The organism is Elusimicrobiota bacterium, assembly GCA_026388075.1.
In the GTDB taxonomy this organism is placed as follows: Bacteria; Elusimicrobiota; Endomicrobiia; order Endomicrobiales; family JAPLKN01; genus JAPLKN01.
This window is the reverse complement of sequence record JAPLKN010000016.1, coordinates 1-20,317: the sequence shown is the minus strand read 5'-3', so window position 1 is coordinate 20,317 and position 20,317 is coordinate 1. Positions and strand designations below refer to the sequence as shown.

General features: G+C 35.2%; 16 protein-coding genes. 1 reads left to right on the top strand and 15 read right to left on the bottom strand.

Annotated features, from left to right (window positions below):
• From NT145_00590 to NT145_00570, 5 genes are all read right to left on the bottom strand, one after another.
• On the bottom strand, nt 1-239 hold a 239-nt coding region (locus tag NT145_00590; protein ID MCX5781196.1), incomplete at its 3' end, for a hypothetical protein.
• Between the two features lie 6 nt (nt 240-245).
• Nucleotides 246-2,873, bottom strand: a complete 2,628-nt coding sequence (gene secA / locus NT145_00585) for a preprotein translocase subunit SecA (GenBank protein MCX5781195.1) — start codon at nt 2,871-2,873, stop codon at nt 246-248.
• 148 nt (nt 2,874-3,021) lie between these two features.
• Nucleotides 3,022-4,242, bottom strand: coding sequence for a glycosyltransferase family 87 protein (locus tag NT145_00580; protein ID MCX5781194.1), 1,221 nt, complete (start codon nt 4,240-4,242; stop codon nt 3,022-3,024).
• Between the two features lie 178 nt (nt 4,243-4,420).
• Nucleotides 4,421-5,620 carry a glycosyltransferase 87 family protein gene (locus NT145_00575; GenBank protein ID MCX5781193.1) on the bottom strand — a complete coding sequence of 400 codons (1,200 nt, stop codon included), beginning with the start codon at nt 5,618-5,620 and terminating at the stop codon, nt 4,421-4,423.
• 272 nt (nt 5,621-5,892) lie between these two features.
• Entirely contained in the window at nt 5,893-7,116 is a 1,224-nt protein-coding gene (locus tag NT145_00570) for a glycosyltransferase 87 family protein (protein ID MCX5781192.1), read from the bottom strand.
• A gap of 185 nt (nt 7,117-7,301) precedes the next feature.
• Here NT145_00570 and NT145_00565 point away from each other — a divergent pair, with 185 nt between their 5' ends.
• Nucleotides 7,302-8,342 (top strand): hypothetical protein, encoded by a 1,041-nt coding sequence (locus tag NT145_00565; GenBank protein MCX5781191.1) that lies wholly within the window; start codon nt 7,302-7,304, stop codon nt 8,340-8,342.
• Between the two features lies 1 nt (nt 8,343).
• Here the strand turns inward: NT145_00565 and NT145_00560 are convergent, their stop codons facing one another.
• The 10 genes from NT145_00560 to uvrA all read right to left on the bottom strand — a co-directional run bounded on the left by NT145_00560 (nt 8,344) and on the right by uvrA (nt 20,063).
• Entirely contained in the window at nt 8,344-9,240 is an 897-nt protein-coding gene (locus tag NT145_00560) for a type II secretion system F family protein (protein MCX5781190.1), read from the bottom strand.
• Nucleotides 9,241-9,242: 2 nt separating this feature from the next.
• Nucleotides 9,243-10,139 carry a type II secretion system F family protein gene (locus NT145_00555; protein ID MCX5781189.1) on the bottom strand — a complete coding sequence of 299 codons (897 nt, stop codon included), beginning with the start codon at nt 10,137-10,139 and terminating at the stop codon, nt 9,243-9,245.
• On the bottom strand, nt 10,136-12,220 hold the full coding sequence (locus tag NT145_00550; GenBank protein MCX5781188.1) for an ATPase, T2SS/T4P/T4SS family: 2,085 nt from the start codon (nt 12,218-12,220) through the stop codon (nt 10,136-10,138). The genes NT145_00555 and NT145_00550 overlap by 4 nt, the downstream gene beginning before the upstream one ends.
• Nucleotides 12,221-12,381: 161 nt before the next feature.
• Nucleotides 12,382-13,236, bottom strand: coding sequence for a Flp pilus assembly protein CpaB (gene cpaB, locus NT145_00545; protein ID MCX5781187.1), 855 nt, complete (start codon nt 13,234-13,236; stop codon nt 12,382-12,384).
• Nucleotides 13,237-13,363: 127 nt separating this feature from the next.
• Nucleotides 13,364-14,365, bottom strand: a complete 1,002-nt coding sequence (gene amrS / locus NT145_00540) for an AmmeMemoRadiSam system radical SAM enzyme (GenBank protein ID MCX5781186.1) — start codon at nt 14,363-14,365, stop codon at nt 13,364-13,366.
• Nucleotides 14,362-14,676 carry a divalent-cation tolerance protein CutA gene (locus NT145_00535; GenBank protein ID MCX5781185.1) on the bottom strand — a complete coding sequence of 105 codons (315 nt, stop codon included), beginning with the start codon at nt 14,674-14,676 and terminating at the stop codon, nt 14,362-14,364. The genes amrS and NT145_00535 overlap by 4 nt, the downstream gene beginning before the upstream one ends.
• 3 nt (nt 14,677-14,679) lie before the next feature.
• Nucleotides 14,680-15,384 (bottom strand): hypothetical protein, encoded by a 705-nt coding sequence (locus NT145_00530; protein MCX5781184.1) that lies wholly within the window; start codon nt 15,382-15,384, stop codon nt 14,680-14,682.
• Nucleotides 15,385-15,390: 6 nt separating this feature from the next.
• Complete coding sequence (locus NT145_00525; GenBank protein MCX5781183.1) at nt 15,391-15,906, bottom strand: gamma carbonic anhydrase family protein; 516 nt, start codon at nt 15,904-15,906, stop codon at nt 15,391-15,393.
• A 99-nt stretch (nt 15,907-16,005) separates the two neighbouring features.
• Nucleotides 16,006-16,932, bottom strand: a complete 927-nt coding sequence (gene argF / locus NT145_00520) for an ornithine carbamoyltransferase (protein ID MCX5781182.1) — start codon at nt 16,930-16,932, stop codon at nt 16,006-16,008.
• A 332-nt stretch (nt 16,933-17,264) separates the two neighbouring features.
• Complete coding sequence (gene uvrA, locus NT145_00515; GenBank protein ID MCX5781181.1) at nt 17,265-20,063, bottom strand: excinuclease ABC subunit UvrA; 2,799 nt, start codon at nt 20,061-20,063, stop codon at nt 17,265-17,267.
• Nucleotides 20,064-20,317 lie beyond the last annotated feature (254 nt).

The window sequence follows — 20,317 nt, the reverse complement described above, 5'->3', positions numbered from 1 at the left end:
TCTCCGGTTTCAAGTTTAAGTTTGCCTACTTGCGTGGGATGCGGGGGCCAGGCTCCCATTAATTTTAAAATCTTATGGTCAATAATGTAAACAAAACAACTGTCCCCGTTGAGCTTTTCCGCCAAAAGACGGGAAATCTGCTGGACTAAATCATTAAGGTTGTTTGAAATACTCATTATCTCAATGATTTGATGCAGAATATCTATTTCGGTTTTGGTGCTAGAATTACTTTTTGCCATAAAATATTATCTCCCACAGCACTTTTTATACTTTTTACCGCTTCCGCAAGGACAAGGATCGTTTCTCCCAATTTTGCCTATCGGCTGGGGACCGCCTTCTTCAGTTTGAGCCAAGATTCTTCTGGGAACAGGGGATACGTTTTCCTGATCAATTTCTCTTCCCATGTGTACAGGCTGAACTCTTCTCACAGGTTCGGGAGCAAGCTGAACTTTAAATAAATATTCAACGGTAGCTTCCCTGATCCTGTGCATCATTTGCTCAAACAATGCGAAAGATTCTTTTTGATATTCTATTTTGGGATCTTTCTGGCCGTAGGCTCTTAAACCAATACCCTTTTTGACCTGGTCCAAATCATATAGATGGTCTTTCCAAGCAGTATCAATCATCTGCAATAGTATCATTCTTTCTATGTGGCGAAGTAAAGGTGTGGTAAGTTCTTCTTCCCTTTTCTTATAGGCTTGTTCCACATTTTCATCAATTATTTGTTTTAAAGCTTCATGACGTATCTGAAGTCTTACTTCTTCAGCCAGGTCTAATTTAATATTGAATGTTCTGCTTAGCCATGCGGTAAGACTTGCCCAATCCCACTGTTCTGCGTAAAGCTTTGCGTTTGCCCATAAGTCCATTTTTTCTTCTATAGACTCCTGGAGCATATCTTTAATGGGCTGCGATAAATCTTCCCCTTCAATTATCTCGTTTCTCAGACGATACACTGATTCTCTTTGCTTGTTCATTACATTATCATAGTCCAGCAGATGTTTTCTTATATCAAAATTCATCGCTTCAACTTTACGCTGTGCGTTTTCAATCGCTTTTGAAATCCATGGGTGATGTATTTCTTCCCCTTCCTTCATACCGAGTTTCTGCATAAGCACGGATATTCTGTCCGAACCAAAAAGACGCATTAATTCATCTTCTAAGGAAAGATAAAACCGAGATGAACCGGGATCCCCCTGACGGCCAGAACGGCCTCTAAGCTGGTTATCTATGCGCCGGGATTCATGACGTTCAGTACCAAGTATATGCAAACCTCCTGATTCTTTTACAAATTGCGCCTCGCCTGGATTAGGAGGATTTCCTCCTAAAACAATATCGGTTCCGCGGCCTGCCATATTAGTTGCAATTGTTACGGCTGACTTTTTCCCTGCCTGAGCAATGATTTGAGCTTCCATTTCATGATATTTTGCATTTAATACCTGATGCGGTATCCCCTTTCGCCTTATCATTGCAGAGATTTTCTCAGACATTTCAATGGACCGCGTGCCCACTAGAACGGGCTGCCCCTTTTTCCATAAAACATCTATCTCTGAAACAATCGCATCATTTTTTTCCTTATCAGTTCGATATATCATGTCCGCATAGTCTTTACGAATCATCGGAAGATGGGTAGGTATATCCGTAACATCAAGTTTATATATTTCCCAGAATTCCTGCGCTTCGGTTATTGCGGTACCTGTCATACCTGCGAGCTTTTTGTACATTCGGAAAAAATTCTGGAAAGTTATAGTGGCAAGAGTCTGGTTTTCTTCGGCTATGCGAACATTTTCTTTGGCTTCAACAGCCTGGTGGAGCCCTTCGGACCAGCGCCTTCCGGGCATAAGCCGCCCGGTAAACTCGTCAACTATTAGAACCTCTCCGTCCTTTACAACATACGCCACATCTCGCTGATAAAGATTATGCGCCCTTAGCGCCTGGGTCATATGGTGAACCCATTCAGCCGATACATCCGCATAAATGTTTTCAACCCCAAGAAGCTTTTCGGATTTTGCCACGCCCTGTTCGGTAAGCACTATGGTGTGGTTTTTTTCGTCAACTATATAGTCAAAACCTTTGGTCAAATCCTCACCGGTGTATTTTGACTGGATTTCTTCTGTCTCAGTAACTTTTCTTCCTTTAAGATGCGGAACAATTTTATTGCAGATATAATATTTATCCGTAGATTCTTCGGCCGGCCCTGAAATAATGAGAGGCGTTCTTGCTTCGTCAACTAAAATTGAGTCAACTTCGTCCACAATAGCATAATTCATCTGGGGCATTACACGGTCTTCTTTAGAAATCACCATATTGTTGCGCAGGTAATCAAACCCCAACTCGTTGTTTGTTACATAGGTTACATCACATCCGTAGCTTGCGCGGCGTTCCTCATTACTCATATCGTGAAGAACTGAACCCACGGTTAGGCCCAGGAATTCATAAATGGGCCCCATCCAGTTTCTATCACGTTTTGCAAGATAATCATTAACAGTAACTACATGAACACCTTTTCCTTCCAATGAATTCAAATATACCGGAAGCGTTGCCACCAAGGTTTTACCTTCACCGGTTTTCATTTCCGTGATTTTACCCTTATGAAGAACATATCCGCCAATAAGCTGAACATCAAAATGACGAAGCCCTATCGTTCGTTTAGAAGCTTCTCGCACGCATGCAAAAGCTTCAGGCAAAAGATTTTCCAGAGTTTCACCTTTAGATAAACGATCTCTGAATTCTGCAGTTTTAGCTTTAAGCTCGTCATTTGAAAGCTTTTCCAACTGCGGTTCCATTGCGTTTATGGAATCCACAACTGGCTGTATTTTTCTAAGATCCCTTTCTTTCTGCGAGCCAAAAATAGATGTAGCTAATTTCCTTAACAAATGCTTTCTCCGTAAAAAATAGTTTTAATTGATTTTTTAAAGGATTTTTGTTGATTTTACTAAATATTTGAGTCAATATCAAATTAATGGGTTTTGAATAGTCAAGAAGCAATTATTGCCTTTATTAACTTTATTTCGCTAAATTTAATTACATATTTTTTATTAAATAGTTCTGTTTGTTTAATTTATTAAGATCGTAAAATAAATATACTATAAGTAATAACATTACTAACATATATAAATAAAATGATTGCATCATCACGTAAATTCTTTTTCCAACAAAATCCCTACTAGAAAAAATATTTGCAACTATAATTACAGATATTAAAATAATTTCTAATTTTTCTTTATTTTTCATTGCCCTAAATACAATTAGAGAAAATGGAATTAATAAAAGCGTATAATGATGACTATTTAAATCAGGAAAAAAAAGCAACATAATTATTAAGAAAACAGAACCTATTATATATGTTGTCTCTCTATTTAAATTATCAAGTTTTTTGATTACCACATAAGTATAAATCAAGATTGAGAATAATAAGATTAATATAATTATATCTAAAATTTGATCATTACTAATGTTAAAAGATTTAAGGAAAGAAGCAACCAATCTCCAAAATGATTGAACATGGGTTTTGTCTATACCTAAAAGAATATCAATACTTATCTTCCTCGCAGTATTATTTGCAAATAGATTTACGTATTGCTTAAGACCTCCCAAAATCCCAAAATATAAGAACGGTAACAATATAAAGAATACTAGAAATGTTAAATACAACAATATATACTTAATTTTTTTTGAAAAAAGAACAAAAAAGAAATAAATTAAAGTTATTATTTTAAATCCCGATATAGCAAAACAAAAAGCTGATAAACCAAGTTTTTTTTCATAATAATATTTTAACCCGAAATAACCCAAAAAACATAAAATAAGATCTACTTGACCAAGCCTAATATTATCCGTTAAAAATGGAAATATCATTAAGAACATTAATAATATTACAACTGCTTTTTTTCTATTAGTATTTATAACAAGTTTGAAATCATTCAACAAATTGGCAATAAGAATTGTTAACAAAATGATATTTAAATAGAAAAAAACAAGAGAAGCTATTTGCATTTGGAGAAAAGTAAAAGGTATCATTAGAATAGAAAAAAACGGAAGATAATAACAATAACATCCCGTTGTTGAAGTAGCAGCGTAAATATTTAATTTTAGTCTAGCAAAAGTTGAATAGTCATAAACGGTTTTGAAATCATAGTTATTCATCCCATAAAAAATCCCGAGAAAATATATTAAAATTAATCCCCCCAAAATAAACAAACTGGTTTTCAAGGAAATTTTTCTGCTTAATAAATTGAGATTCATAATTTTATCCTATGCATTTTCTTATATTCAAAAATAGAAGTAAAAGATTTCCCCAACAAATGCGTTCTCCATAAAAAATAGTTTAAATTGATTTTTAAAGGATTTCTGATGGTTTTACTAAATATTTAGCGTAATATCAATGAAGAAACTAAAGCATTGGATTGTTCTTTATTCATTACTATTTCATTCGCAGTAAATTATTTCTTTTAATTAAATTTAATTTATAGTAAAAATAAATCAAAACTGTAATCATTATAATAGTATAACTATACCCATAAAAACTTCTAAATATTGCGTATTTTCCAGTTAAAATATTAGCAACTATAATAAAAAACACTAGAACAATTTCTACTTTACCTTTATAACTCATAGAAACTATTATAAAATATGGCAGTAGTAAATTTGTAAGATGATGTACGCGACAGGTATCGGGAGAAAAAAGTAACATTAACATTATAAATACAGAACCTTTCAAATATATTGTTTCCCGTTCATTATCATTAATTTTATTAATTAAATTATATGTATAAATTAAGATAATCAACATCAGAATAATCATAATTATTATCAATATTTCGTTATTATTAATATTTAAGGATCTTAGAAAGTTACCAAATAATTTCCAAAGAGATTGGTTTCTATTATGCCAATTTAAATCAAAATTGTTGATTTCCAATTTTTGTGAAATTGATATTGTGTAAAGGTTTTTATACTGCAAGAAACCCTCATCTATTCCAAAATAAACAAAGGGTAGTAATGCGAAAAATATTACAAAACCAAGATAAAATAACATATACTTTATTTTTTTAGAAAATAATACGAAAAATAAAAAGATTAATGGCACCACTTTAAATCCGCTCAAAGCTAAACAAAAAGCTGAAATACCAAATTTTTCTTCATAAAATAACCTAATACCTAGAATAATCAGACAACATACAATAAGGTCTACTTGTCCTATTCTTATGCCCAACCAAATAAAATCAAAAAGCATTAATAATATTATTAAAATAGCGATCGTTTTCTTCTCTATACTATCAATATTTTTTTTGAAATCACCTAATAAAACTATAAATAAAATAATGAGAATAATAAAATTCAAATTAAAAAACACAAAAGAAGAATATCTTTCTGGAAAAAAAGTCCAAGGTATCATTAGAATTGAAAAAAACGGCATATAGAAAACAAAAAAACCAGTTGTTGGCGAGGCAGCATAAATATTCATTTTTAGCCTAGCAAACACTCCAATATCATAAAAAGTTTTAAAATCTCTGCTTTTAGTTCCATAAACTAGACCAAGAATAACCATTAAAATTAATATTCCAGCACAAACAAATATACTTTTGGTAGTAAAATTCTTATTAAATACTTTAAGATTCATAGTTCGATTCCTTTCAATTTATCTGCAGTTAAGAAATAAGAAAATAAAATTTCATTAAAATTAATCCCCCCAAAATAAATAAACTGGTTTTCAAGGAAATTTTTTTGTTTAATAAATCAAGATTCATAATTAGAGTTCTTTATTCTTCATATTATTAAAAAAATATATATAGATTCCCCCTTTTTTAATATGACAATACTATCACAAATTCATTTTGAACAGGATGTGATTGCAAATATATTATTACTTTTATTAATTACATTTCGTGAAATTTAATTAGATACATCAAATAGCTTTGTTTTTCTAATTTCATTAAGCCTATAAAATACATAAAACAAAACCATTAACATAATTATCGTGAATCCATAATTTTGATGAAATATTCTATCAATTTTTTTTCCAATAATTTCTTCGGTAGCAAAAATATTTCCAATCAAAACCAAAGAAATCAAAGCAATTTCTGTTTTTCCTTTAGTTTTTAGAACATTAAAAACTAATATAGAATAAGGCAGCAGTAAATTCGTAAGATGACTTGAACTGGCTGTATCTGGAGAGAAAAGTAACATTAATAGAATAAAACCTGAACCTATTAAATATATAATTTCAATTTTTTTATTGTATAGCTCTTTAGTCAATAAAAAAGTATAAAACAAAGCAATCAATAATAAAGAAACTATTGCAAATATTAGTATTTCATTACTACTAATTTGTAAAGCTTTTAGTAAATTACCGAATAATTTCCATAAAGACTGATTATTATTGAACTGATTCAAGCCTATGCTGTTAATACCAGCTTTTTGTAAGATTGCTAATGTATAGAAGTTTTTATAGAGCAAAAAACCTTCTTCAATTCCAAAATGAAAAAGAGGCAATAATATGAAAAATATTAAAAAGCCTAAATAAAATAATATATATTTTACTTTCTTACTAAACAAAACAAAAAAGAAAAAAATTAGGGGCACTACTTTAAAAGTTGATAAAACCAAACAAAAAGCAGAGAGACCATATTTTTTTTCATAATATAACCTTATACCTAAAATAGTCAAAAAGCATACAATAAAATTTACTTGACCTAGATGAAAATCTAGCCAAAAAAAATTTACAACCATTACATATATAAGTATTATAGCAAGCATTCTTTTCCTTTTAGTATCAACAATTTCCTTATAATCATTTAATAAATCTTTGAACAAAATAATCATCAAAATAAAATTTAAATAAAAAAATAAGCAAGCAGAGACCCTTTCGGGAAAAAAAGTAAAAAGCATCATCAAAATTGAAAAAAATGGTGAATAAAAAACAAATAAACCTGTTGTTTGCGAAGCTAAATAAATATTATTTTTTTGTCTTGCTAACATTCCTATATCATAAAAAGTTTTGAAATCCCAACTATTGCTGAAATAAATAATTCCAAATAATAATATTAACAAAAATATCCCAGATAAAATCAGGATTTTCTTCAAAGAATACCTTCTTTTTAGTAAATCGAGCTTCATAATTTCTCCTTTATTACTATTTTAAATCTCAAAAGAATTTGCTTTGTTAATTTCAAATTAGCTATAATCAATTTAATATATAAGATTTAAAATATCAATTGAAAGATATTGAAACAATTAGATATCATTTATTAATTTTTTAGGTATTTTATCAATTTCTTTTAATATTCTCAAACCATTTTGTTATGAAAAACATTTTTAACAGCTTATCTATTAAACTTATCGTATTTTTATCGATTCTTTTTGCATGCATCATTGCATTTATTTATTTTTTTCAGTTTGTACCGATTCAAAAAAAGTTATATGACTCACAAATCAAAGAAAAACTTGACAATATAGTTAACCTATATCAAAATTCATTGTCAAAAGCATTACAGAATTCTGATGATCTAACAATACTAAATAGTATTGAAAACATAATGAAATATGACGGAATTTATACTGCCTATATCATTAATAAAACTGGTAAAGTTATAACTCATAATGAAACAAGTGAATGGAATAGGATATATACAGATCCTTTTTCAAAAAACGCGGTATCTGCAGCTTCTTCTCTAATTCAAAATACTCTAAAATCAAATAAATTTTTGTTTTCCTGCCCTATTTCTTCTTGCACAACACTTTGTGTCGGTTTTTCAAAAGAAAAAACTGAAAAAAACATTGAAAACACAAGACAGAAATTCATTTTTATCTCTCTTATACTTTTTCTGGCCACTATTTTGAGTATCTTTGTAATTGTTAATACATTATTTGCTAGCCCTTTCAAAAAACTTGAACATTTTATAAATTCAGTAACTTTAAGCAAAGGCGGAACAATTCCTGAACTGGGCAAAGATGATTTCGGACGAATCGCTTCTCAAATTAACACTCTGCTATCCAGCGTTCAATCTGCTTCGCCGTCCCATAGTGAACGTTACTATAAACAAGACCAGAAAATGTCACTGCTTATCAAAGATCTTTCTAATCATATTTCTTCGGGATTAATGATAATTGACGCTGAAAATCGGATTATTTCCGTTAATAGTCAGTTTCTTGTTTTTTTATCAATGACAGGGAAAGATATTATAGGAAAACATCTTTTAGATGCCGTTAAAATGCCGGAACTATTTTCTTTAATCGCTAAATCGGCCGAAAAACCGGGCACTGCTATTATTGAATCGATACTGGGAAAGGAAATAAAAGTAATTACAGTTGATGATGCAGGTGTTATCCTTTTCTTAAAGTAGATTATTTCCCCATGAAGGATAAAATTATGGGGCCGAAAAGAATAATGAATATGGTAGGAAAAATTAGCAGTACCAAAGGGCCCATCAGTTTTATTGGCGCTTCCTGGGCCATCTTTTCTGCAAGTTGAGACCTTTCAATCCTGAATTGTTCTGACAATGTTCTCAACGTCGGGGCAAGACTTCCTCCTGTTTTAATCGCAAGCATCAAAGCATTTATTACCTGTGTCAATGGCTGATATTTAATCCGTAACGCCATTGATTCAAATGCTTCAATTCTTGATTTTCCGAATCTTATCTCTTGCTGGACTGCCTTGAACTCATCAATCAGTTGTCCTTTTTCAAGTTCAAGTATTTTGGAAAGCGAAGCATTAAAATCAAGGCCTGCTTCAACCATCATTGTCAGCATATCCAAAACATCCGGAATCTGGCGGAAAATAGCTTTATGTTTTGCTTTAGTCTGTTCTTTTAGCCAATACCACGGAACAAAAAATCCCATAACAGCAATAATTAAGAGTATAAAAATGTTATAAATATCAAGCGCAAAAACTGAAATTAAGATAAATGCAATGGCAAATAATACCTGAACACCAATGTAAGTATGCGCATTAACTTTACTGTATGCGCCTCCGAGAATTTCAAGATTTTTTGTTATATCTAGCGCCATTTCATCTATCTTTTTATACTGGATTTTTTTAATATATTCGCCGATTTTTCCGGCGATAAATAAAAAATTCCAAACTATTCCTTTCTTATAGACTTCCGAAACTTTTTCACTCCTTTCCTTAAATTTCTTTTCAATTTCAAGCTGAGAAAGATAATGTAATATTGCCAAAGCTATAATGGCGATACATGAACCAAAAAGAAGTGAAGCCGCAAAAATAAAGAAAATTCTTTCCATGATTAAATATCAATACTTATAATTTTGTTTATAACAAACATGCCTAGAGATATCATTATAACTGCAACAGTCAGCATCAAATTTCCCAAAAGCGTAGTAAAAAGAAGTCCCATTATCTCAGGTTCAATAAAATATAGAACAAAAAGCAATATAAACGGTACCGCTCCCATAACCATACCTGACATTCGCCCTTGAGCTGTTAGGGCATTTATTTTCCCGCGGATTTTTTTTCTCTCCCGCATGGTATCCGCAATACGCGAAAGTATTTCGCCGAGATTTCCGCCTGTTTCCCGAGCCAAATTTATAGACGTAATAACAATTTTAAGATCCTTGCTCCTGATGCGTTCAGTTATTTCTTCCAGCGCTTTGTTAACGGATACTCCCAGTTTTACCTGGCGGAGCGCATCGGCAAACTGGCTTGAAATCGGATCCTTTGTATCCTTGACCATATTTTCAAGCGCCTGCATGAACGATTGTCCGGCTCTGACCGAATTTGCTAACATTCCCAGCGCTTCAATCAGCTGGTTGTCAAAAAGTTCCAACTTTTTATTAATCTGACTATTAAAATACAATCCTATCGCAATAAACGTCCCAATCCCGACTAATAACGCGAAAATAATCTTTAGTGATAAAATAAGTATCACCGCAAAAACAATGACAGCAGCATAGATTTTAATCTGCAAAGATTCTTTTGACTTTGGTTTTTCTGACAAAATTTTTAAGGCCGCATCAAAAATATTATTCTTATCTTTTTGCGCTTCAACTTTTAATGCAGCAGGCCCATCTTTAATTTTTTTTCCATTTTCTTTATGACTCATAAGCAAATACATTAGATAAGAAATAAATATTCCTATTGCCGTAACAGCTCCGATTTGAAACACCATGATTCCGCTTGTCATATAAGAACACCCTCTTTAAACATTGAACGGTCAAGTTTAAGTCCGTGCACTTCAATTTCATCAATAAAAGAAGGTTTATTTCCTAGCGCAATAAATTTTCCGGTAACTTTCCCGTCTTTTATAGCAGTTTGTTCATACTTGAATAATCCGGTTAAAGATATTGCGTCATTTTTTATTCCTGCGACTTCCGAAATATCAACAATCTTTCTGGAACCGTCGCTAAGTCGAGACAGCTGAACGATAATCTGGACTGCCGATGCAATTTGTTCCCTTATAGCTTTTTCCGGCAGTTCAGTTCCTGCCATAATAACCATTGTAGTCAATCGTGAAATACCGTCTTTCGGAGAATTCGCATGAATTGTGGTCATTGAACCGTCATGGCCGGTGTTCATCGCCTGAAGCATATCAAGAGTTTCTCCTCCCCGGCACTCGCCGACTACAATACGGTCAGGCCGCATCCTGAGCGCATTGATAACCAAACGCCGTATCGGCACTTCCCCTTTTCCTTCAATAGAAGGCGGCCGCGATTCAAGGCGCACTACGTGTTTTTGAGGAAGCTTAAGTTCCGCGGAATCTTCAATTGTAACAATTCGTTCATCGGAAGGAATAAAGGATGAAATAACATTTAAAAGAGTGGTTTTACCCGACCCGGTTCCGCCGGACACCACAATATTTTTGCGAAGCTGTACGCATATCCTTAAAAATTCGGCCATTTGATTGTTCAGCGCACCAAATTCAATAAGATCTTCAACAATCAATTTTTTATGCGAAAATTTTCTGATTGTCAGCGTTGGGCCCACTAAAGATAACGGTGGAATGATAGCGTTGACCCTGGAGCCGTCAGAAAGCCTTGCGTCAACTATGGGAGAAGATTCATCTACCCTTCTTCCTATCGGCGAAACAATACGGTCTATTACAGTCATAAGCTGATCGTTGGACAAGAAATGTTCGTCGGAAAGATAGATTTTGCCTTTTTTCTCAATGTATATTTCATGGGGACCGTTTACCATTATTTCGGTTACTTCAGTATCCTTTAGGAACTTTTCAAGGCATCCCAGCCCAAGCGCCTCATCAATTATTTCGTTTACTATCCGTTCTCTTTCCTCGCGGCTTAAAGAAACTTCCTGACGAGCAATTATTTCCTGTATTGTTTTCCTTGTCATTTCTCTTATCTGGGCTGATTTATTCTTATCGGAAAATTCCTTGATGTCTATTTTCTTTGCCCCAAACTCAGCCAGCAATTCTCTGTGGATCTTTAGTTTTAAAGAATCAAAATTATTTTTCACTTCTTTTTCATCTTTTGATGGTCCTGTTTTTGAAATATTTGGCCCGGATTTTGTATCAATATAAATGCTGTTTTTAAGCAGGCTTTTGGCAAATTGTTTTATGGCGATTGAAAATTTGGAATGAGGATCAGCCGTTATTTGGGCAACGCCCTTATTTATTGAAGTGATTATCCCTTCCATATCGTAGGGGACTTCGCCAAAAATATCTATCCCTAAGTAATCGGCAATCTTTTTCCTGTCTATGGCGTTCTTTGAATCAATTGAAATATATATGCCTTTTGCAATTTGAATCGGAAAATGCCACTCGCCAAGTTTTCCTAAAAATGTTTTGGCATTGGGAAGAGAAATCATATGAGGATAGACAGAAATCAAAATAAGATTTGAAACTGCGCAAATGGAAGAAAGATTCAGGCCGTAATCATCAGGCATTAAAACTAGAGTGTAAGGAAAAACTTTAGAAAGCATCTTAAGGGCTTCGGATATTTTTTCAGGATTTAAATTACTTGCTTCACTTTTAGGAATGCCTTCAATAAAAGCTACCCCCGAGGAATGGAAAGGAATATATCCTTTTATAAGCGTCTCGTTTATATTTTCAAGCACTGACATTAAGTCCAAAATAGATTTCTCCGGCTTTATGCCGGTTAAATGTTCAATAGTTCCGTTTTCAGACATGCTAAGGTCAACAAAGACAATCTTTTCCCTTGATTGCTCCGCCAAAGCCATAGCCAGATTTACGCCCAAAGATGCCCTTTGCGAAATATCCTGGTTATCAAATAATGATATTATTTTTCCCATTTAATTTTCCTAGCGTTTAGCAAATAGCGTATTGCGGATAGAAAAATATTACACCCAAAAACAGTTTTCCTATTGAACCAAAAACTTAAGACTTTTGTCTTTTCCTATACGCTAAACCTGTCTGCCGCAGGCACGGCACTCTGCGCTATCCGCTAATTCATTTATTGTTTATATTTCTTTAGTATTGAAATTATTTCTTTTTGTTTTTTTTGCATATCCTGTAAATGCTGTGTGTTAGCTGAACTTTGAGAAGAAATCATTTCCTTGCTGATGTCAGCCATCTTCGCGCCCTTCACATTTATAATAGTTTCATCTCCGGCACCCCTGAGCAAAAGCTTAATTGTCCCTTTTTCCGAAGCAAGAGCTAGAAGCTCCCCTTCTTGAGAGTTTACAGAAAATGAAACAGATATACTATCTGATACTGATTGTTCATTTGATATCATTTCTTTACCTTTTTCAGCTTTCGGGATAACGCTTCCTAAAACTGAATCTCCGACTGAAAGGACTAATACATTCTGCAATAAAGTAAGAGCTATCTGCTGCTGTTCCGAAGATTTATCCTGATATTCAAATATCCCTATTATATCCACGCGGTTCCCTGGTTTGATTATACCGTTTACCACTCTTGAGTCCAAGGGAATGGTTATTGCACGCTGCGCGGTAGGAATAACCGCAGATATTCCTGTTTCAATCCCAAGCATTGAAAGTTTTGTTGTAATAATTTGTTCCCCTTGTTCAATTGGCGCAACAGCCATAAACAAATATCTTCCATCAGAAGTTCGCAAATCCTTTATAGATTGTAGTGCCTTGGGCTGAATATATTCTTTAGGAACCAAAGTCTCCTGAACCATAGTTTCGTCAATAAACGCGCCCTGATTAATATATTGTTTTGAAATCAATACTTTTACCTTTTGAGCGCTTATTCTGTAAGTACTTTCAACAGATACGAGATAAAGTCCTGTAAACATGGCAGCTATTACTCCCAACAAAACCGCAATCAAAAGCTGTTTTTTCATTTTTTGCTCCTTTTTACCCCGTTAGAAACAGCCTAACAGAAGCTTGTTTAAAAAATTTTGAAACGCAACTTACTCTTCTTTCCTTTACATCCTGCTTTCTCTCCCTGTTTTACTGTTTCTAACGGGGTTAACTTATTATTTTAGCTTCTTGCCCGCACTTATTACATTTACCTTTATCAAAATTTTTGAAATGTGTTGCGTAACCCTGTCTTTCTATCAAAACACCCCCGCACTTATCGCACAACGTATTTGAGTAGTTAAAATCATTTACATTCCCGATATAAACATATTTTAAGTGTTTTTTCGCGATTTCGTAAGCTTCAACCAGCGTTTTCTTTTCAGTAGGAGGAGTATCAAGTTTATATTGAGGAAAATATCTTGAAAAATGTAAAGGTATTTTATTGTTAAGCGATGCTATCCACTTAACCAAGTTTTCAATCTCTTCCTTGCTGTCGTTTTCTCCGGGTATGATAAGGTTGGTGAGTTCAATGTGAACGTTCTTTTTTAAACACGTTTCAACGGTTTTTAAGACTGGTTCAAGATGGCCGCCGCACATTTTTTCATACGACTCATCATTAAAAAACTTGACATCTATGTTTGCGGCATCAATATACGGCAAAAGTTCTTCCAATGGTTCTTGGTTAATATATCCGTTTGTTACAAGCACATTTTTCAACGATTTTTTTCGTGCCAGCTTTGACGTGTCTAGTATCCATTCAAAGTTTATCAATGGCTCATTATAGGTGTAGGCTATCCCTATGGATTTGTATTTTTGCGCTAAAACGACGGCTGCATCCGGCGAAAGTTCAGTTAAGGAACTGTCGTCAAAATCCGCCTGCGATATTTCCCAATTCTGGCAAAATGAGCAGCGAAAGTTACAGCCAATTGTTCCAACGGAAAGAATTCCCTTCCCCGGATAAAAATGATACAGCGGTTTTTTTTCTATCGGGTCCATATTTATAGATGTGAATTTATTATAGGTCAGCGAATATAAAATCCCGTCAATATTTTTGCGCGCCCTGCATATTCCGGTTTTTCCGGGCATTATGTTGCAAGTGTGCGGGCACAAAAAGCACTTTACTTTTTTTGTCGTCATGTCCTGCAAAACCACATAAAGAGCCTGCTTCACTTGGTTGACTCCTTAATCCATTCAAGGTATTCCGGATTTCCCGCAATTATTGGCAAGGCAATAATCTCCGGAACTTCATAAGAATGATTTTTCTTCACTTCGGAAATAATTTTCTTGAAAAGACGTTTCCTGCTTTTCATTATCAGCATTATTTCATTTGATTTTTGGATTTTCCCTTTCCACCAGTAACGCGATGATACGCCTCTGACTAAATTTGCGCACGCCGTAAGCTTTTTTTCAAGCAATTGTTTTGAGATTTTTTCGGCTTCTTTTAGGTTAGCACAGGTGATAAATATAACTATATTTTCCATTTTTCAATTCTTACAGTATGCCTTTAATGGACATTTTATGCAATTCGGCCTTTTTTTGCAATGTTGTTTGCCAAGCGCCACAAACAGGGCATGGTATTCTTTATACAACTCAACCGATTCAGGCAAATTATTTTCAAAAAAGTTCTTGATAAAACCGTAATTAATATCTTTAAACCATCCTAACCTTTGGCCAATCCGCACAGTATAGGCATCAACAACAAAAGTCAATTTATTTCCGGCATATAACAACATTGAATCGGCTGTCTCTGGCCCAATTCCTTTTAAAGAAAGAAGTTCATTGCGAGCTGATTGTGGAGATTTAGTAAAAAAACTGCCTATATTGGAATCATAACTTTTTACAAGCCATGTTGCAAAATCTTTCAATCGGCCAGCCTTCTGGTTATAATATCCTGACGGCCGAATCAATAAGGCAAGTTTTTTATTAAAAATTTTGGCAATTTTATTTATATCAATGAGCTTTTTTCTATTCAGGTTTTCTATTGCTTTTTCTACATTTTTCCAAGCTGTATTTTGAGTAAGTATGGCTCCAAGGCAAATTTCAAATCTTTCTTTTCCAGATAAAACTTTTTGTTTACTTTTATTGTGATATCCCGGGGTAATTTTCCCTATTTTGGTTGTGGGCCACCAACCCTGTTTTCCGAAAAATGACTCAAGTTTTTTGTATGCTTCGATAGGCTTGATTGACAATTTAAGCTACCTTTCTTCTTCAGGGTAATTTTTTGCAAATTCTATATATTCTTTTGCGCTTCTTTTAATAAGTTCTATTTCTTCGGACGTAAGTTTGCGTTTAATTTTGCCGGGAACACCCAAAATAAGATGGCCTTCCGGGACAGTAGTTTTTTCTGTTACAACCGTTCCCGCGCCAACTACACAATTTTTTGATATTTTACATCCGTCAAGGAGGATAGAACCCATTCCGATCACACAATTGTTTCCAATCGTACAACCGTGCAATACTGCATTATGACCAACAGTAACTTCTTCGCCTATTATCACTGGTAAATCGTAGTTAACGTGGAGCACCGCGCCATCTTGAATGTTTGAGTTTTTCCCGACTATAATTTCCGCGATGTCTGCCCGCAAAACTGCCCCGGGCCACACAGAAACATTTTCGTGGATTTGTACTGATCCTATAATAGTAATATTTTTCCCGATTATTTTTGCGGAAGGATGAATCTTAGGTGATTGTCCTTTGTAGGCTAGAATCATAAAAAAACTGGCTACCAGCCACCGGTGACCGGTGACCAGTAAAAACAAGTCAACAACCGGATCTATGGTTTGCTGGTTGCTGGTAACTGGTTACGTTTTTTATTTAAGGAGGTAGACCAAAACTGCTTTTTGAACATGTAACCGGTTTTCTGCCTGGTCAAAAACTACCGAATTCGGCCCGTCCATAACCTCGGCAGATATTTCTTCCCCTCTGATGGCAGGCAGGCAATGCATTACAATACAATCTTTTTTGGCCAAGTTTAATAAATTTTTGTTTACCTGATAACTCTTAAACGCTTTGAGCCTCTCACTGCGCTCGTTTTCTTCGCCCATTGAAGTCCAAACATCCGTATATATGATGTCCGCGCCTTCAACAGCTTTTTGCGGATTGTTGTTTATTTCAATTTTTGCTCCGGTTTTTTTGGCTATAGCCTCTGCCTTTTTTAGTAAAATCTGATTTGGGCTGTAACCATCAGGCCCTGAAATAACAAAATTGCATCCCATAAATGCGCACGCTCCGATCAGCGAATTTGCCATGTTATTCCCGTCACCCACAAAAACTATTTTTATTTTTTTGAAATCTTTAAAATTTTTCAGTTTCTTTTTTTCCATTATTGTAAGCATGTCACCAAGCGCCTGGCAAGGGTGCTCAAGATCAGTTAAACCGTTTATTACCGGCATGCTTGACCCTCTTGCAAACTCTTGAACATCGCTGTGTTTGAATGCCCTTATAACGACACCGTCAAGATATCTGGAAAGAGTTTTAGCTGTATCGTGCAGCGTCTCCCCTCTTTGCCTCTGGAGGTTTTGAGCCTGCAAAATAAGCGGATACCCTCCAAGCTGATACATTGCCACAGCAAACGAAACGGTCGTCCTTGTGGAAGGTTTTTCAAATATTAATCCAAGCGTTTTCCCTGACAGGATATTGTTATACTTTTTGCTATTTTTAATAGCAGCAGAAAGCAATAACAGATTTTTAATCGCTTTTTCATTTAAATCGTAAATAGAAAGCAAATGTTTTGTCATTCTCAGGTCCTTAATAATTTGTTGAATCACTGTAATCTTTTTGAATCTGTGTCATGCCCTAGGCAGATCCCCTCCCAAGGCGGGCAGGAGCCTTGGGCTGATAATCTAGATATCAAAAGATGTCTAAAAAAACAAAAATCCTAGGGTATGTTCAACCTTAGGACTGGTTTATTGTAATAAACTTTTAGAAAAATGTAAACCCCGTTAGATAACTTTTAAGATCAACTCTCAAACAACTTTTTTAGCGCTGAAGTGACACATTTTATTTTATCTTTAACAGAAAATCTTTATCTAACGGGGTAAACCTCCAGATTAAATAATTTTTTTTACACCTATTTAAGGTAAGCACTCAAGTACTTTCCGGTATAAGACCGGGCGTTTTTAACTATGTCCTTGGGAGAACCTTTAGCGACTATTTGTCCGCCTTGTTCTCCTCCTTCAGGGCCAAGATCTATAATCCAGTCAGCAGTTTTTACTACTTCAAGGTTATGTTCAATAACTATAACGGTATTTCCGGCATCTACAAGCCTATGTAATACGTTCAAAAGCTTTTCTACATCGGCAAAATGCAGCCCGGTAGTGGGTTCATCAAGAATATATAAAGTTCGCCCGGTAGATCTTTTTGAAAGCTCGGTGGCTAGTTTAACGCGCTGAGCTTCCCCGCCTGAAAGAGTTGTTGCCGGTTGGCCAAGCTTGATATAGCCAAGGCCGACATCGTTTAACGTTGAAAGTATTCGTTTAAGCGCCGGAATATTTTTAAAGAATTCTGACCCTTCTTCAACGGTCATATTTAATACTTCGTCAATATTTTTACCCTTGAATTTGATTTGGAGAGTTTCTTCATTGAACCTTTTTCCGTTACATACTTCGCACCTAACATAGACATCCGCCAAAAACTGCATTTCTATTTTTAAAGTGCCGTCCCCCTGGCAGTTTTCACACCGTCCCCCTTTAACGTTAAACGAAAATCTGCCCGGCATATAACCCCTGGCTTTTGCTTCAGGAAGCTGCGAAAATATTTCTCTTATCGGGCCGAAAGCTCCTGTATAGGTAGCGGGATTAGATCTTGGGGTTCTTCCTATCGGCGATTGGTCAACAATTATCACCTTGTCTATATTTTCATATCCTGAAATTGACCGATGTTTGCCCGGAATTTCTTTTGATCCGTAAAGCTTTTGAGCTAAGGCCTTATAAAGGACTTCGTGGACCATTGTAGATTTACCCGAACCGGACACTCCTGTAATGCACACAAAAAGCCCCAATGGAATATCAATATCTATGTCTTTAAGATTGAACTGCTTGGCCCCCTTAATTTTGATTAATCTTTCAGCAGGAACTCTTCTTTTATCAGGTAATTTTATTTTCAGTTCGCCGTTCAGATATTGGGCTGTAAGCGATTTTTTTTCTTTCAATATTTTTTCAAGCGGCCCTTCCGCAACGACTTTCCCGCCGTGAATTCCGGCTCCGGGCCCTAAATCTATAATCCAGTCAGAAGTTCTGATAGTATCTTCGTCATGTTCTACAATAATCAAAGAATTCCCCAAATCGCGCAATTTAATCAAAGTATCTAAAAGTTTTTTGTTATCTTTTTGATGCAGGCCAATTGAGGGCTCATCCAAAACATAAAGGACTCCCGTAAGGCCAGATCCTATCTGTGTTGCAAGATGTATTCGCTGAGCTTCTCCGCCTGCCAAGGTTGAGCTTTCCCTGTCTAGAGTTAAATAACTTAAACCCACATTAGCCAAAAAAGCTAATCTAGAATTTATTTCTTTTAGTATCGGTTTACTTATTATTTTTTCCTTCTCTGATAAAGATAAACTGCTGAAATATTCCTGCGCTTTGATTACTGACATTTGGACAATATCATAAATTGATTTGTCGTTCAGAGTTATGGATAACGCCTCTTTTTTGAGCCTTTTCCCTTTACAAACCGGGCAAATTCTGCGCCTCATATATTTGTTGTAAATTTCTTCCTTAACATAATCCGACTCAGTCTCTTTGTATCTTCTTTCAAGGTTCTTGATTATCCCTTCAAATTCCCCGTCACCAAAAAGAACAATTTCCTGCTGTTCTCGTTTTAAATCCTTCCATTTTTTTTGTTTATCAATCCTATTTCTTGAACAGACATCTTCCAACATCTCGGCATAATAACCGCCCCAGGCATTTTTCCACCGATGTGTTCTGGTTGTTATGGGATTTGACCATGGAAGAAGGGCGCCTTCGGAAATTGAACGATTTTTGTCAGGAACTACAAGATCTTCGTCAATTTCAATTTTATTTCCCAGCCCCGTGCATTCAGGGCAAGCGCCGTATGGTGAATTAAAAGAAAATAACCGCGGTTCTATCTCGGGCAGGCTGATACCGCAGTCAATACAGGCAAAATGTTCGCTGAACATTCTTTCTTTCGTACCGTTTTGGTTCTGGATTAATACTGTTAAAAGTCCCTTTGATTCTTTAAGAGCTGTTTCTACGGAGTCAGCAATTCTTGAGCGTGAATTACTTTGTATTTCAATCCTGTCCACAATAAGCTCTAAAGTGTGTTTTTTGTAACGGTCAAGCTTTATTTTTTCTCCCAAATTATATAATTTGCCGTCAACTCTGACACGTGAATAACCGGCTTTTTGCAATCGCTTGAAAAGTTCATCATAAACTCCGATCCTGCCTCTCACTAAAACAGCCATTACCTGAATTTTAGTCCCGTTAGGGAGCTTCATTATTTCATCAATTATCTGCTGGGCAGATTGGGGTTTTATTTCTTTTCCGCATTGATAGCAATGAGGTTTGCCTATACGGGCAAAAAGAAGTCTTAAATAATCATATATTTCAGTTACTGTTCCAACCGTAGAGCGCGGATTGTGCGACGGGGTCCTTTGTTCTATTGAAACCGCAGGAGAAAGCCCTTCAATAATATCCACGTCCGGCTTATCCATAAGCTCAAGGAACTGACGGGCATATGCCGATAACGACTCAACATAGCGCCTCTGGCCTTCAGCATAAATGGTATCAAACGCAAGGGAAGATTTGCCCGAACCTGACAAACCAGTGATAACAACCAGTTTATTTCTGGGTATTTCAATATTTAAGTTCTTTAGGTTGTGCTGCCTTGCGCCGCGAATTACTATTTTATCCAATTGTTTTTTCCTCTTATTATAAAAATAAATATTTTCAAATACTTTGTTGATTTAAGCTGCTCAGTTCAGATTCGCACCGTCCGCCAATGGCGGAGGCAGGGAAAACCCCCGACTTTTTTACGGGAATGAATGCGAAGATGAACCCGCCGACTCCTGAGACTGTGTCATAATTGCTAAAATATATCCCTGATGTCATTCTGAATTTATTTCAGAATCTAGCATCCCGACGATAATGAGATCCTGAACCAAGTTCA

Bases quoted from the DNA above. Each gene is read 5' to 3' on its own strand.
- argF (MCX5781182.1), bottom strand. From the start codon at position 16,932: ATGACAAAACATTTGCTTTCTATTTACGATTTAAATGAAAAAGCGATT.
- NT145_00560 (MCX5781190.1), bottom strand. From the start codon at position 9,240: ATGGAAAGAATTTTCTTTATTTTTGCGGCTTCACTTCTTTTTGGTTCA.
- NT145_00535 (MCX5781185.1), bottom strand. From the start codon at position 14,676: ATGGAAAATATAGTTATATTTATCACCTGTGCTAACCTAAAAGAAGCC.
- cpaB (MCX5781187.1), bottom strand. From the start codon at position 13,236: ATGAAAAAACAGCTTTTGATTGCGGTTTTGTTGGGAGTAATAGCTGCC.
- NT145_00565 (MCX5781191.1), top strand. From the start codon at position 7,302: ATGAAAAACATTTTTAACAGCTTATCTATTAAACTTATCGTATTTTTA.
- NT145_00575 (MCX5781193.1), bottom strand. From the start codon at position 5,620: ATGAATCTTAAAGTATTTAATAAGAATTTTACTACCAAAAGTATATTT.
- NT145_00550 (MCX5781188.1), bottom strand. From the start codon at position 12,220: ATGGGAAAAATAATATCATTATTTGATAACCAGGATATTTCGCAAAGG.
- NT145_00570 (MCX5781192.1), bottom strand. From the start codon at position 7,116: ATGAAGCTCGATTTACTAAAAAGAAGGTATTCTTTGAAGAAAATCCTG.
- NT145_00555 (MCX5781189.1), bottom strand. From the start codon at position 10,139: ATGACAAGCGGAATCATGGTGTTTCAAATCGGAGCTGTTACGGCAATA.
- NT145_00525 (MCX5781183.1), bottom strand. From the start codon at position 15,906: ATGATTCTAGCCTACAAAGGACAATCACCTAAGATTCATCCTTCCGCA.
- NT145_00580 (MCX5781194.1), bottom strand. From the start codon at position 4,242: ATGAATCTCAATTTATTAAGCAGAAAAATTTCCTTGAAAACCAGTTTG.